We start from the raw sequence: 13,620 nt of genomic DNA, 5'->3' as shown, positions 1-13,620 counted from the left end.
ATGAAACAGATTCTTTTAGCCTATGCTTTTATATGCCTGCTTGTGATTGCTGTGATTAGTGTGTTGAGTTACGGTTTTGGTGCAGGCTATGTTTATGTGTATTGGCGTGAATGGCAGTTACAGAGTAATGTCTGGTTCATGTTCGTGCTTTTGGCTGTGCTGGGCTTTATTTTTCAGTTGGTTTGGCTGTTGCTGAAACGCTATTTTACGCGTGCACAAAGAAAACAAATCGAAATCTACGACTTCAAGACCTTGCATCCTTATGAGCAGTTGGCTGTCATTTGGTTATTAGATGCGGGTCGGGAGCAACAGCAATTTATTCAAAATGCATTTGCCCAGTCTGGTTTATTACGCGGTGTAATTGACTCAAGACTGTATTTGATGCAGCAGGAATATCCACAAGCGTTGTCTGTTTTAAATCATAGCCATGCCATGGCATTTGAATTGGCAGAAATTCAACGCATTCAAGTTTATCTGGCGCAGCAAGATGGTGAGCAAGCACTAACACATCTTGAGTTTTTAACTCAGCATGAATTATCCCCTTGGCTAAAGGATGTGCAAGTCGCGTATGAGCAACGCTTAACCGAACTGTGGGGGGTGTTTGCTGTGCAGTTTCCGTGGTTGTATTTACGTTCTATGCAATATGGACATTTAGATGAAGCCACCAAACAAGCATGGTTAGAGCAACTTTTACAACAGTTTGACCAAGCCAGTGCCGAAAACTTGCAAGATTTGCAACAACGTTACTTAGATTTGTCGACTGAAATCGAAACCCGTAGTTACCACATTAAGATGCTGTGGTTAAAACTATTATCGCGGTTACCTGACTTAAGTCAGCAGCATGAAACTTTGGCCTTACATTTACTAGATCAGCAGTTTAATCCTGAGGTGTTTTATTCATGGTTCCAGCAACAATTGTTGAAGCAGGTGCCAAATTATAGCGACGTAGAGCAATATATTCAGGATTGGGAGTTGAAATATCCATCTTTACCAGTTTTGACCTTTGCAAAATGGCATATCTACGAAGCGACTGATCGGTTAAATAAAGCAGATGCATTATTAACTTTATATCCTGATAATGTGCTCATGAATTATTTAAGGATTAAATCGACGTTGAAAAATCGGGAAGATTTGATTCATCAGTTAAATTTGATCTTTGAAAATAATGCGAATTTTATGAAAATCAAGATTTAAGGAAATATATGTCGTTATTCAATGAATATCCAATCGTGTATGAGCAAAATGTTGCATGGGGGGATATGGATGCTTTTGGACATGTAAATAATGTGATGTATTATCGATATATTGAAAGTGCCCGTATTCAATATTTTGATGCATTAAATATATTTGAGCAAAGCGTATTGACGGTTGTTGCATCAAATCAGTGCAAATATTTACGACCTGTATTTTATCCAGACCAACTCAAAATTGCTGTTCGTGTGGATGAATTGCGTAATAGTGCAATGCGTATGAGTTATCTATTATTTAGTACGGCACAAGATGCAGTCGTTGCGATGGCAGAGGCGGTGATTGTTTGTGTTGATCAAGACAATATGCAAAAAACCGCAATACCTGATGATATTCGTGAGAAGATTCTCAAAATGGAACAGCATGTTGGACATTTAATTTAATTTTTGATCATTATTTTAATATTGGATTATTAAAACCTGTATTAATTGTTCAAATCTTGTAGTGGATTTAAATATAAGTATTGAATAATCGAGTTAATAAAAATATGATAATCTTGTATGTAAGAAATTAAATCGTATTTAATGGAGTTAATATGATGCCGGACATTAGTAATTTATCTGTAGAAGAGTTAAAGCGTTTACAAGTAGAAGCGGAAGCCTTAATCGTTTCTAAAAAAGACCAAGCAATTGAAGATGCATATACTCAGATTATGGATATTGCTGATAAAGTGGGTTTGAGTATTGAGCAAATCTTAGAGTTTGGCGCAACTAAACGTAAGAAAAGTACTCGTAAATCTGTAGAGCCACGTTATCGCAATAAATCAGATGTATCAGAAACTTGGACTGGTCGTGGTAAACAACCGCGCTGGTTAGTGGCTGAATTGGAAAAAGGCGCAAAACTTGAGGATTTTCTCATCTAGCCTTCATTAGATTGTCATGCAATCTAATTAAACTATTTAAACCAAGCAAAACTGCTTGGTTTTTTTATAGCGATGAATTGGCGATGAGAAAAAAGTGTGCATAATGGGTGGCAAAGATAAAATACATATTCAGGGAATAAAAATAGTGATGTTGGTTGTGTTGGGATGACAAAAAAAAATAAGCACCTTGCATGGTGGATTTTTGCATTAAGTACATTTTTATTTTTTGTAGTGCTGCAAATTCCTGCAGCATGGCTCATTTCTAAATTTTATAAAAATAATCAAGTTTTACAAAATGTTAGTGGTAATATTTGGCAAGGGCAGGCGGATTGGCATCAGGGGGCTTTAAAAGGCTCATTGAATTGGAAGGTGCGCCCTTTAGATTTATTGTTGCTTCGTTTGGGTGCTCAAGTTGATGTTCATAGTGGGCGTACCCAGTTACAAGGTACCGTGGGCTATGGTTTGGGGCAGCGTTGGACTGTGAAAGCATTATCTGGGGAAATTGCCCCAGAAACATTAAAGCGGGTTGCCGATTGGCAATGGCCGAGTAATCCGATTCAAGTCCAAGACTTACAGTTTAAATATCAAAAAAAACAAGGCTTTCAACAAGCAGAAGGCACCGTGCAGTGGGTTGGTGGTGAGCTGACTTATCGCTTTGCACAACGTCAAGAGCAAATGAATATTCCTTCATTAAAAGGAAGCTTAAGTGATCGAGATCAAGTGCTGATGGTTGATGTGCGAGATCAGCGTGATCAAAAAATGATAAATCTGCTTTTGGATAAAAACTTGATGCTTGATGTGCAGATTACTCAACGTATGTTGATGAATGTGCCGTCGTATCAAGGTAAAGCAGGTTTAGATACCTATGTCGTGAGTTCTCGTCAGCCCCTGTTGAAAGGTGGTATGTAATGAGATCGGTCAAAGAGAAGTTACAGCATTTGAATGGTGCGCAATTCAATCGTTTTGCACCGTGGCTATTGGCAGCGTTAGTGGCCTATTTAAGCTGGAAATTGGCCAGTATATTTTGGTTGTGGGTTGCTCCGCCAATGCCTATGCAATTAGAACGTGTAGAGTTGGGTTCGCAGCAACCTCAAGTTCCCAATATTTCTGCATTTTCTTTATTTCAGGAAAATAATGCTTCGAGTGGTGCGAACCTCGCCAATTTTGTTTTGCAAGGGGTGGTGGTGTCCTATCCGAGTCAATATTCCTCAGCAGTGATTAAAGTTAATGAAGTAGCTGACCGTTATAAGGTTGGGGAGACACTAGCAGGCACAGCTTATCAATTGGCCGAAGTGTATTGGGATCATGTGGTGTTACGAGACTCCACAGGACAAAGCCAGCAAGTTGCATTTAATCGAATTGCCAATGGTCTAAATCAACCGATTGTTCCACCTGCGGTTGCAGCTTCATTGCCAACAGCGAATACACCGCAATCGACTCAAAATGCTTTAGGGCAAGCGGTGCAACAAATGCATCAAAATCGTGACCAGTTTTTGGCCGATATGGGGGTTGGTGCGGCAACGGGTGAAGGCTATGAAGTCACCAGTAAAACACCTTCAGCTTTACGCAATACCCTTGGATTACAACCTGGAGATAGAATTTTGTCCTTAAATGGTCAAGGCGTGGGGCAGGGGCAAAATGATGCACAATTACTTGAACAAGCCAAACAAGCAGGCCAAGTCAAACTTGAAATAAAACGTGGTGATCAGGTGATGACCATACAACAAAATTTTTAAATGATGAGAAATCGCCCGTAGGGTTAGGAAACACAGAAGTATATGGCTTTATTTCATAATAATCGTCCAGTTTGGGCTTTGCTCGCAAGTGCACCTCTGATTGCTGCCGTGAGTAGCAGTGCCTATGCGCAAACATGGAAAATCAACTTACGTGATGCGGACTTAACGGCGTTTATTAATGAAGTGGCCGATATTACAGGGAAAAATTTTGCAGTTGATCCTCGCGTACGAGGCAATGTGACGGTCATTTCCAATAAGCCACTCAATAAAAGTGAAGTTTACGATTTATTTTTGGGTGTACTCAATGTGAATGGTGTGGTCGCCATTCCTTCGGGCAATACTGTGAAAATCGTTCCAGACAGCAATGTGAAAAGTTCGGGGATTCCCTACGATGCTAAAAATCGCGCTAGGGGTGATCAAATTGTCACGCGTGTGATTTGGCTGGAAAATACCAATGCCAATGATTTAATTCCTGCCTTACGTCCATTGATGCCGCAGTTTGCAAATTTGTCAGCAGTACCCGGGGCTAATGCGCTGATTGTGTCAGATCGTGCCAGTAATATTTATCAACTAGAAACCATCATCCGTAATTTAGATGGTACTGATCAACACGATATCGAAGCGATTACGTTGCAATCTAGTCAAGCCGAGGAAATGATTGGCTTATTAGATTCCATGACGGCAACAGGTGCAGCCAAAGATTTAAAAGGCGCGCGAGTGCGTGTGATTGCGGACAATCGTACTAATCGCATTTTAATTAAAGGTGATACGGCAACACGCAAACGTTTGCGTCAATTGATTGAAATGTTGGATGTGCCTGCGGCAGACCGATTGGGTGGCTTGAAGGTTTTTCGCTTAAAGTACGCCAGTGCAAAAAACTTGGCCGAAATTTTACAAGGTCTGGTCACAGGGCAGGCAGTTTCAGGGTCTGATGGTCGTGCGAACAGTACATCCAATGCCAACAATAATATGATGGGTAGTGCGAATACGACGACAAGCAATGGTTCTTCATCTTCAAGTATTTCGACACCAGCAATTAATTTGGGGGGCAGTTCTTCTGGGAATAATCAGAATAACATCACCAGTTTTAATGCCAATGGGATCAGTATTATTGCCGATAGTTCGCAAAATGCGTTGGTGGTCAAAGCAGATCCACAGTTGATGCGAGAAATTGAGTCTGCGATTCAGCAACTAGATGTTCGTCGCCAACAGGTCTTAATTGAAGCCGCAATTATTGAAGTAGAAGGTTCTGATGCCGATCAATTGGGTGTGCAATGGGCTTTGGGTGACCTTAGCAGTGGTGTAGGGCTAATCAGTTTTGATAACGTGGGTTCAAGCTTAGCCAGTCTCGCCGCGGGTTATTTGAGTGGCGGCGCTTCAGGTCTGGGACAGGCCTTGACGGGTGCGGGCAGCTCAGTGGTGTTGGGTGATTATAAAGAGGGCAGTGATGGTTCACGTCGACTTTATGGTGCATTGATTCAGGCACTCAAAGAAAACACCAAATCCAATTTGCTTTCGACTCCTTCTATTGTCACGATGGACAATGAAGAAGCGTATATTGTGGTGGGTGAAAACGTGCCTTTTGTGACAGGTTCGGTGAGCACCAATAATGGCACAGTGAATCCTTATACCACCATCGAACGTAAAGATGTTGGTGTGACGCTAAAAGTGATTCCACACATCGGGGAAGATGGCACGGTGCGTTTAGAAGTCGAACAAGAAGTTTCTGGGGTCAAAAATAGCAAAGGTCAAGCTTCGGACTTGGTGACCAGCAAACGGGCAATCAAAACTTCAATTTTAGCAGAGCATGGTCAAACAGTGGTTTTGGGTGGTTTAATTTCAGATAACTCGATTTATAGTCGTCAATCGGTTCCGGGTCTAGGTGCGATTCCTGGAGTAGGGCGTTTATTTAGATCGGACTCAAAATCGAATCAGAAGCGCAATTTATTGGTCTTTATTCATCCAACGATTGTGGGTGGGGGTAATGATGTTCGTCGTTTATCTCAACAACGTTATAGTCAGCTTTATAGCTTACAATTGGCGCTTGATAAAGATGGCGGCTTTGCCAAATTGCCTGAGCAGGTGGATGATGTCTACATGCAGCGCTTACCAGTGAAACCGGGTGCACCGCGCACCAGTCCTTACCAAGCAGTTCCATCAGGTGCACAGACCTCCAATGCCACGACTGTAACAACACCTGTGGCAATTGAGCCGCCAATCACCAGCAGCCCTTTGCCAAAATCGGAAGTAGAAAAAACCAAAAATACAGTGACCACAATCCGTGTGCATCCAGCTTCGTAATGCCAATAAAGTATCCAAATTGAAATCTATAAGTTGCATGGTATGATGAGGCAAAATCATAAAGAGATAATGTGATGACTTGGAAGATACAGGCAATTACAGGCGAATTTACGGGGCAAGAGATCAATATCGACCGCGATATGTTGGTTGGGCGCCATCAAGATGCAGACGTATTGTTACAATCGGCAGAGGTGTCACGTAAACACGCAGCACTGTTGTTAAAAGAGCAGGCGTTATGGGTGCAGGATTTAAACTCATCGAATGGCACTTTTGTGAATGAATTAAAAATTGAAAATGAAAGTCAGTTGCAGGATGGAGATATTGTCCAGTTTGCAAGCTTTAGATTTTCAGTCTTTGCACCTGCACCAGAGACAGTTGAGCAAGAAGAGATTGAAGTGCAGCAACCTGCCGAAGCTGTTGCACCATCTGAAACAGCAGCAGAGAAATCAGCAGCACAACACATGAATGAACAGGGGATGCCAAGCCTGACTGAGCGTGATGGTAATGTGCAGTTAACTCGTGATGGAATGCCGCAGAATGTCTCTGTGCCAAAACCTGCACCAATTCCAGAAGGGATCGACTTGTCTCAAGTGACACCAGAGCCTGCACCGGTTCCTGTTGAGCAACCAGTTTCTCGTGTAGAAGAAGAACGCACACAGCAGAAGAATGCCTCACTGGGTTTAATCACGATTATTGTTTTGGTGATTTTGGCAATCCTCGCTTGGGTGATGTTTAAATAATCTGTGAATTGCCTACAATAAGGGTATGCTGCGGCATGCCTTTTTTATATCTGAATCATTCGAGCTGCTTATGAATATTGCACAATTAGATCGCCGTGAACTCATTTTATTTGATTTAGATGGAACCTTGGTCGATTCAGCGACGGATTTATATCGTGCGATGAATATGAGTCTCAATGTACTCCAGCTCCCTTTGGTGACTGAACAGCAAGTTCGCGTTTGGGTGGGCAAGGGCACATCCATCTTTTGCCACAGTACGTTGCAACATCTCACGGGTGAGGTTGATCCTGCACAGCACAGACAGTTACTCGATACTTTTTTAAAAATTTACAATGCAGAACCTTGTGTCGAAACACGTCCATTTCACGGCATTCTGGAGTTTCTAGAATGGGGCTTACAACACAATAAAAAAATGGTGTGTGTTACCAATAAACCTGAACAGCCTGCACGGATGATTGTCGAAGTTTTGGGGATGTCTAAATACTTTGTCGATGTGATTGGTGGCGACCGTTTTGAAGAACGTAAGCCACATCCACGTCAGTTGTTACATTGCGTGGAAGAATATCAATTTGAGAAATCTCAAACTTTAATGGTTGGCGATTCAAGTAATGATGTCGAGGCGGCACGGCGTGCGGGTATTGATTGTATTGTCGTAAGCTATGGTTATAATCATGGTGAAGATATACAGGATTGCCAGCCACAACAAGTGGTGGATGATTTAAGAGAATTAATCAAAACGTAATTTGTAGATAAGGAATAATGACACATGAGTCGTTGTAAAGCTTTTCGATGGCGTCGCTCAGTCTGATGTAACGAAAAATTGAATTGACCCCAATCGAAAATTTAGAGAGAACCTCATGACGACTCAAGTGCAATACGAGCAATTAAAAGCACAAGGCTATAACCTGATTCCTGTTTACCGCCAACGCTTGGCAGACACAGAAACCCCACTTTCTGTTTTTGCGCGTCTGAAAGACCATCAACAAGCCTATTTATTTGAATCGGTTGAAGGTGGAGAAAACTGGGCGCGCTATTCCATTATTGGTTTGGGAGAATCTACCGTATTTTCTTGTAATGCGGGCAAGCTCACCATTCAGCACGCGGATGGAATGCATGAACAACAAGACTGTGCTGATCCCTTTGAATATATTCGGACCTTCCAAGCACAGTTTAAAGTTCCGACACAAGTAGACTTACCTGACTTGCCAAGCTTTACGGGTGGATTGGTTGGCTATTTTGGCTATGATGCGGTGCGTTATATTGAACCACGGTTAAACAATGTGCCCGAGGCAGATCCAGTGGGTTTACCTGATATCTGGATGATGCTGTCTAAAACGGTGATCGTATTTGATAACCTCAAAGATACTTTGTTTTTGATTGTACATGCCGATGTGAATGACCCAGAGGCGTATTTTAAGGCACAAACACAGCTAGATGCCTTAGAGCAGTTACTTGCGACTCCAGTGAGTCTACAAGCGAAAAAACACAGTGCACCGCATTTTGAATCGTTAACAGGTAAACAGAAATTCCTAGAATCGATAGAGACAGTGAAAGAATATATTCGCGCTGGGGATGTCATGCAGGTGGTCCCTGGGCATCGCATGGTCTCCGATTTTGATGGAGAGGCTTTACAAGTCTATCGTGCGTTGCGTCATTTAAATCCATCGCCATATTTATTCTTGGTACAAGGGAAGACCCTGACAGATCAAAAGCCATTTCATATTGTAGGTTCTTCACCTGAAATCTTGTCTCGTTTAGAAAATGGGATTGCCACGGTTCGTCCTTTGGCAGGCACACGTCCACGCGGTAAAACAAAAGAAGAAGATTTAGCATTAGAAAAAGATTTACTTTCAGATGAAAAAGAAATTGCAGAACATTTAATGCTGATTGATTTGGGACGTAATGATGTCGGTCGCGTCTCTAAAATTGGCAAAGTACAAGTGACTGATCAAATGGTGATCGAACGTTATTCGCATGTCATGCATATTGTCTCTAATGTGCAAGGTGAAGTGCGTGATGATGTAGATGCCTTGGATGTTTTTAAAGCAACTTTTCCTGCAGGGACTTTATCTGGAGCCCCAAAAATTCGTGCGATGGAAATTATTGACGAAGTTGAGCCAGTAAAACGTGGTGTTTTTGGTGGTGCTGTTGGTTATTTAGGCTGGCATGGCGAAATGGACATGTCGATTGCAATTCGCACCTGCGTCATTCGTGAAAATAAGGTCTTTGTTCAGGCGGGAGCAGGGTTAGTTGTAGACTCAAATCCCGAGTCTGAGTGGAATGAAACGCAAATAAAAGCTCGCGCAGTGATCAAAGCGGTTGAATTATCATCAAATGGATTGATTTTATGAGTTTTTAGCGTTTTTTTTGAAAAAAACACTTGCAAGGATTCTAAGTTTTGCTAAACTGCACACCGTTCCGATACGAAACGTACGAAACACTAAGAAAGAGCCGGCATAGCTCAGTTGGTAGAGCAACTGACTTGTAATCAGTAGGTCCACAGTTCGAATCCGTGTGCCGGCACCATCTTAAGAGTGTGTAGTTGTGAAGTGAAGAACAACACTGAAATAAGTGTGAAGTGGTGAGGTTCCCGAGCGGTCAAAGGGGGCGGACTGTAACTCCGCTACGAAAGTTTCGAAGGTTCGAATCCTTCCCTCACCACCATTAACTTCGATTGAAGTGGTTAATTGCCAACATTAAGCGGGAGTAGCTCAGTTGGTAGAGCGGTAGCCTTCCAAGCTACATGTCGCGAGTTCGACCCTCGTCTCCCGCTCCATCGAAGAAGATTGCTCTTATAGCTCAGTGGTAGAGCACTCCCTTGGTAAGGGAGAGGTCTCGAGTTCAAATCTCGATAAGAGCTCCAGATACAGTTTAGTAGATATTCTACAAAGATTTTAAAAAGCAGGCTTATTAGTCTGCTTTTCAAGTATTGGGTGTCTGCTTTTTTAGGCGATATGTCGATGCTGAGCATTTCTCAGAATTGTGTTCGACGTAAACGAGGAATATAAACATGGCTAAGGCTAAGTTTGAACGTAATAAGCCACACGTAAACGTGGGCACAATCGGTCACGTTGACCATGGTAAAACTACTTTAACTGCTGCGATTGCAACTATTTGTGCAAAAACTTACGGCGGTGAAGCGAAAGATTACTCACAAATCGACTCTGCTCCTGAAGAAAAAGCACGTGGTATTACAATTAATACTTCACACGTAGAATACGATTCTCCAATCCGTCACTACGCTCACGTAGACTGCCCGGGCCACGCCGATTATGTTAAAAACATGATTACTGGTGCTGCTCAGATGGACGGCGCGATCCTTGTGTGTGCTGCGACTGACGGTCCAATGCCACAAACTCGTGAACACATCCTTCTTTCACGTCAGGTTGGTGTACCTTACATCATCGTATTCTTAAACAAATGCGACCTTGTTGACGACGAAGAATTACTTGAATTAGTAGAAATGGAAGTTCGTGAACTTCTTTCTACTTATGACTTCCCAGGTGATGACACTCCAGTTATCCGTGGTTCTGCTCTTGCTGCGCTTAATGGCGACGCTGGTCAGTACGGTGAGTCTTCAGTTCTTGCTCTTGTTGAAGCGCTTGACTCTTACATTCCAGAACCAGAACGTGCTATCGACAAAGCATTCTTAATGCCAATCGAAGACGTATTCTCTATCTCTGGCCGTGGTACAGTAGTAACTGGTCGTGTAGAAGCTGGTATCGTGAAAGTAGGCGAATCAGTTGAAATCGTTGGTATCCGTGATACTCAAACAACTACAGTTACTGGCGTTGAAATGTTCCGTAAACTTCTTGACGAAGGCCGTGCGGGCGAGAACTGTGGTGTTCTTCTACGTGGTACTAAGCGTGAAGACGTACAACGTGGTCAAGTACTTGCTAAACCAGGTACAATCAAGCCGCACACTAAATTCGACGCAGAAGTATACGTACTTTCTAAAGAAGAAGGTGGTCGTCATACTCCATTCCTTAATGGTTACCGTCCACAATTCTATTTCCGTACGACTGATGTAACTGGCGCAATCCAATTACAAGAAGGCGTTGAAATGGTAATGCCAGGTGACAACGTTGAAATGTCAGTAGAATTAATCCACCCAATCGCAATGGACCCAGGTCTACGTTTTGCGATCCGTGAAGGTGGTCGTACAGTTGGTGCTGGTGTTGTTGCGAAAGTAACTGCATAATAGGTACACAAGTTTTAAGTCGAGAATTTCGATTCTCGACTTACACTGCAGGCTAGTAGTTCAATTGGTAGAGCGTCGGTCTCCAAAACCGAATGTTGGGGGTTCGAGTCCCTCCTAGCCTGCCACTTTTTTAGTAAAAGAGCTTGATGCTGGCTAAACTAGTCATATAATAAATCGCGAATTCTACGACGAGTAAAAAAATGTCGAATGATAAATCGCGTGACGCATTAAGCGACGCGCCAATCCCTCAAAGAAATAATTCTGCTGAAGTTGTTAATTCTGGCTCACCATTAGATGTTGTGCTGTGGATTATTGCATTAATTTTAATTATTGGTGCAACCATGGTGAATCAGCATTTGCCAGCATATTGGGCACCAGCAAATAATGTTTGGGTGTGTGTTGGTGTAATTTTGTCTTGTATCATTGTGGCTTTAGGTTTAATATACGCCACCCATCAAGGCAAAGGCTTTGTTCGTTTGCTAAAAGATGCACGCATTGAATTGCGTCGTGTCACATGGCCAACCAAGCAAGAAACGATGACCACTTCGTGGCAAGTTCTTGCAGTTGTAGTTATTGCATCCTTAGTATTGTGGTGTTTTGATTATATTTTAGGCTGGTTTATGAAGTTTATTATCGGGTAAGAGAGCTATGAAACGTTGGTACATTATTCATGCCTACTCAGGTTATGAAAAACAGGTGATGCGTTCACTTAATGATCGAATCCAGCGTAGCGCTGTAGCCGATAGCTTTGGTGAAGTTCTTGTTCCTACCGAAGAAGTGGTAGAAATGAAGGATGGTAAGAAGCGTAAGTCTGAGCGTAAATTCTTTCCTGGCTATGTGTTAGTTGAAATGGAAATGAATGATGAGACTTGGCACATTGTTAAAGAATGTCCTAAAGTTTTAGGTTTTATTGGTGGCACGGCGGAAAAACCTGCACCAATTACGCAAAAAGAAGCTGATGCAATTCTTGCGCGTGTACGTAATACTGGTGAAGCACCTCGTCCTAAGACGATGTTTGAACCAGGTGAAGAATTACTTGTAATTGACGGTCCATTCACCGACTTTAAAGGCGTGGTGGAAGAAGTTCTATACGAGAAGTCACGTTTAACGTTGACGATTAATGTGTTTAATCGACCAACGCAAGTTGAATTGGAATTTCGCCAAGTCGAAAAAACAATTTAATTAAGATTGGTTAAAAACGCCCGATTTATTCAGTCGGGCATTGTTGTTGTAGTGGTTCTTACTACATAAAATATTGGGGAGCTGTAAAAGGCGTTTGTACCCAGAGGTAATTTGAAATGGCTAAGAAGATTGACGGCTATATCAAGCTGCAAGTTCCAGCTGGTAAAGCGAATCCATCTCCACCGATTGGTCCTGCATTGGGTCAACGTGGTGTTAACATCATGGCATTCTGTAAAGAATTCAATGCTGCAACACAAAAACTTGAAGTTGGTTTGCCAATTCCAGTCGTGATCACTGTGTACAACGATAAGTCGTTCACATTCATCATGAAAACTCCACCTGCATCTATTCTTCTTAAGAAAGCTGCTGGTATCCAAAAGGGTTCATCTGTACCTAACAAAACTAAAGTTGGTAAGTTGACTCGTGCTCAATTGGAAGAAATCGCGACTACTAAAGAACCAGATTTAACTGGTGCTGATTTAGACGCACGTGTTCGTACCATCGCTGGTTCTGCACGTTCTATGGGCTTGGAAGTGGAGCTATAAGACATGGCAAAGTTAACTAAACGTCAAAAAGCCATTGCTGCTGCTATTGAAGCAAACAAAGTTTACACTTTAGAAGAAGCAGTAGCTGTTCTTGCTGGTCTTCCTGCTGCGAAATTCAAAGAATCTTTGGATGTTGCGGTAAACCTAGGTGTTGACCCTCGTAAATCTGACCAAGTTGTTCGTGGCGCGACTACACTTCCTGCAGGTACGGGTAAAACTGTACGTGTTGCTGTGTTTGCTCAAGGCGCTGCTGCTGAAGCTGCTAAAGCTGAAGGCGCGGACATTGTTGGTTTTGATGACTTGGCTGAAAGCATTCAACAAGGTAACCTTGACTTTGACGTAGTAATTGCTGCTCCAGATGCAATGCGCGTTGTAGGTAAGTTGGGTACGATCCTTGGTCCACGTGGTTTGATGCCAAACCCGAAAGTAGGAACTGTAACTCCAGATGTTGCTGGTGCAGTTAAAAATGCTAAAGCTGGTCAAGCACGTTACCGTGTAGACAAAGCGGGTATTATCCACGCTGCGATCGGTCAAGTAGACTTCTCTGCTGAAGCTGTTCGCCAAAACGTTGAAACTTTGATTGCAGACTTGAAAAAGTTAAAGCCTGCAACTTCTAAAGGTGTATACATCAAAAAGATCACTTTGAGCTCAACTATGGGTCCTGGTCTTGTTGTTGATGTAAACAACGTTTCTAACTAAGTTTTTACTTAGACAGAATTTTAAAGCCCTGAGTAAAACTCAAAGTACTGCTTTGAGTTTTAGGCAAGAAAAACCAGTTTTGGTGAAATTGCAAACTTAGGCAAAC

At 42.4% G+C, this 13,620-nt stretch carries 14 protein-coding genes and 5 tRNA genes; all 19 read left to right on the top strand.

Annotated features, from left to right (window positions below):
* Entirely contained in the window at positions 1 to 1,194 is a 1,194-nt protein-coding gene (locus M5E07_RS14945) for a heme biosynthesis protein HemY (protein ID WP_252220437.1), read from the top strand.
* An 8-nt stretch (positions 1,195 to 1,202) separates the two neighbouring features.
* Positions 1,203 to 1,631, top strand: coding sequence for an acyl-CoA thioesterase (locus M5E07_RS14940; protein WP_116763488.1), 429 nt, complete (start codon positions 1,203 to 1,205; stop codon positions 1,629 to 1,631).
* A gap of 152 nt (positions 1,632 to 1,783) precedes the next feature.
* Positions 1,784 to 2,110 carry an H-NS histone family protein gene (locus M5E07_RS14935; protein ID WP_252220435.1) on the top strand — a complete coding sequence of 109 codons (327 nt, stop codon included), beginning with the start codon at positions 1,784 to 1,786 and terminating at the stop codon, positions 2,108 to 2,110.
* A 165-nt stretch (positions 2,111 to 2,275) separates the two neighbouring features.
* Positions 2,276 to 3,019, top strand: coding sequence for a type II secretion system protein N (gspN, locus tag M5E07_RS14930; RefSeq protein ID WP_252220433.1), 744 nt, complete (start codon positions 2,276 to 2,278; stop codon positions 3,017 to 3,019).
* The gene (locus M5E07_RS14925; RefSeq protein WP_252220430.1) at positions 3,019 to 3,846 is read left to right on the top strand and encodes a type II secretion system protein N; all 828 of its coding nucleotides are present in this window, start codon (positions 3,019 to 3,021) and stop codon (positions 3,844 to 3,846) included. Before gspN ends, M5E07_RS14925 begins: the two co-directional genes overlap by 1 nt.
* Positions 3,847 to 3,888: 42 nt before the next feature.
* Entirely contained in the window at positions 3,889 to 6,147 is a 2,259-nt protein-coding gene (gene gspD, locus M5E07_RS14920) for a type II secretion system secretin GspD (RefSeq protein WP_252220427.1), read from the top strand.
* A 74-nt stretch (positions 6,148 to 6,221) separates the two neighbouring features.
* Complete coding sequence (locus M5E07_RS14915) at positions 6,222 to 6,887, top strand: FHA domain-containing protein (protein ID WP_252220424.1); 666 nt, start codon at positions 6,222 to 6,224, stop codon at positions 6,885 to 6,887.
* 70 nt (positions 6,888 to 6,957) lie between these two features.
* Positions 6,958 to 7,629, top strand: a complete 672-nt coding sequence (locus M5E07_RS14910) for a phosphoglycolate phosphatase (RefSeq protein ID WP_116763500.1) — start codon at positions 6,958 to 6,960, stop codon at positions 7,627 to 7,629.
* Positions 7,630 to 7,744: 115 nt separating this feature from the next.
* Complete coding sequence (gene trpE / locus M5E07_RS14905; protein ID WP_252220421.1) at positions 7,745 to 9,238, top strand: anthranilate synthase component I; 1,494 nt, start codon at positions 7,745 to 7,747, stop codon at positions 9,236 to 9,238.
* Positions 9,239 to 9,337: 99 nt separating this feature from the next.
* Positions 9,338 to 9,413 (top strand) — tRNA-Thr (locus M5E07_RS14900).
* Between the two features lie 54 nt (positions 9,414 to 9,467).
* Positions 9,468 to 9,551, top strand: a tRNA-Tyr gene (locus M5E07_RS14895).
* Positions 9,552 to 9,587: 36 nt separating this feature from the next.
* Positions 9,588 to 9,663: transfer RNA gene (locus M5E07_RS14890), tRNA-Gly, on the top strand.
* A gap of 12 nt (positions 9,664 to 9,675) precedes the next feature.
* Positions 9,676 to 9,750: transfer RNA gene (locus tag M5E07_RS14885), tRNA-Thr, on the top strand.
* 147 nt (positions 9,751 to 9,897) lie between these two features.
* Positions 9,898 to 11,088: an elongation factor Tu gene (tuf, locus tag M5E07_RS14880; RefSeq protein WP_116763782.1), complete on the top strand. Its 1,191-nt coding sequence runs from the start codon at positions 9,898 to 9,900 to the stop codon at positions 11,086 to 11,088.
* A gap of 49 nt (positions 11,089 to 11,137) precedes the next feature.
* Positions 11,138 to 11,213: transfer RNA gene (locus M5E07_RS14875), tRNA-Trp, on the top strand.
* 75 nt (positions 11,214 to 11,288) lie between these two features.
* On the top strand, positions 11,289 to 11,729 hold the full coding sequence (secE, locus tag M5E07_RS14870) for a preprotein translocase subunit SecE (protein ID WP_116758816.1): 441 nt from the start codon (positions 11,289 to 11,291) through the stop codon (positions 11,727 to 11,729).
* A gap of 7 nt (positions 11,730 to 11,736) precedes the next feature.
* Entirely contained in the window at positions 11,737 to 12,270 is a 534-nt protein-coding gene (gene nusG, locus M5E07_RS14865) for a transcription termination/antitermination protein NusG (protein WP_116758815.1), read from the top strand.
* Positions 12,271 to 12,386: 116 nt separating this feature from the next.
* Positions 12,387 to 12,815 carry a 50S ribosomal protein L11 gene (gene rplK / locus M5E07_RS14860; RefSeq protein WP_004637639.1) on the top strand — a complete coding sequence of 143 codons (429 nt, stop codon included), beginning with the start codon at positions 12,387 to 12,389 and terminating at the stop codon, positions 12,813 to 12,815.
* A gap of 3 nt (positions 12,816 to 12,818) precedes the next feature.
* A complete protein-coding gene (gene rplA / locus M5E07_RS14855) occupies positions 12,819 to 13,514 on the top strand; it encodes a 50S ribosomal protein L1 (protein WP_100242784.1) in 696 nt (231 codons plus the stop codon).
* Positions 13,515 to 13,620 lie beyond the last annotated feature (106 nt).

The sequence above is a fragment of the Acinetobacter tibetensis genome, from assembly GCF_023824315.1.
GTDB lineage: Bacteria > Pseudomonadota > Gammaproteobacteria > Pseudomonadales > Moraxellaceae > Acinetobacter > Acinetobacter tibetensis.
This window is presented reverse-complemented; position numbering and strand designations above follow the sequence as displayed.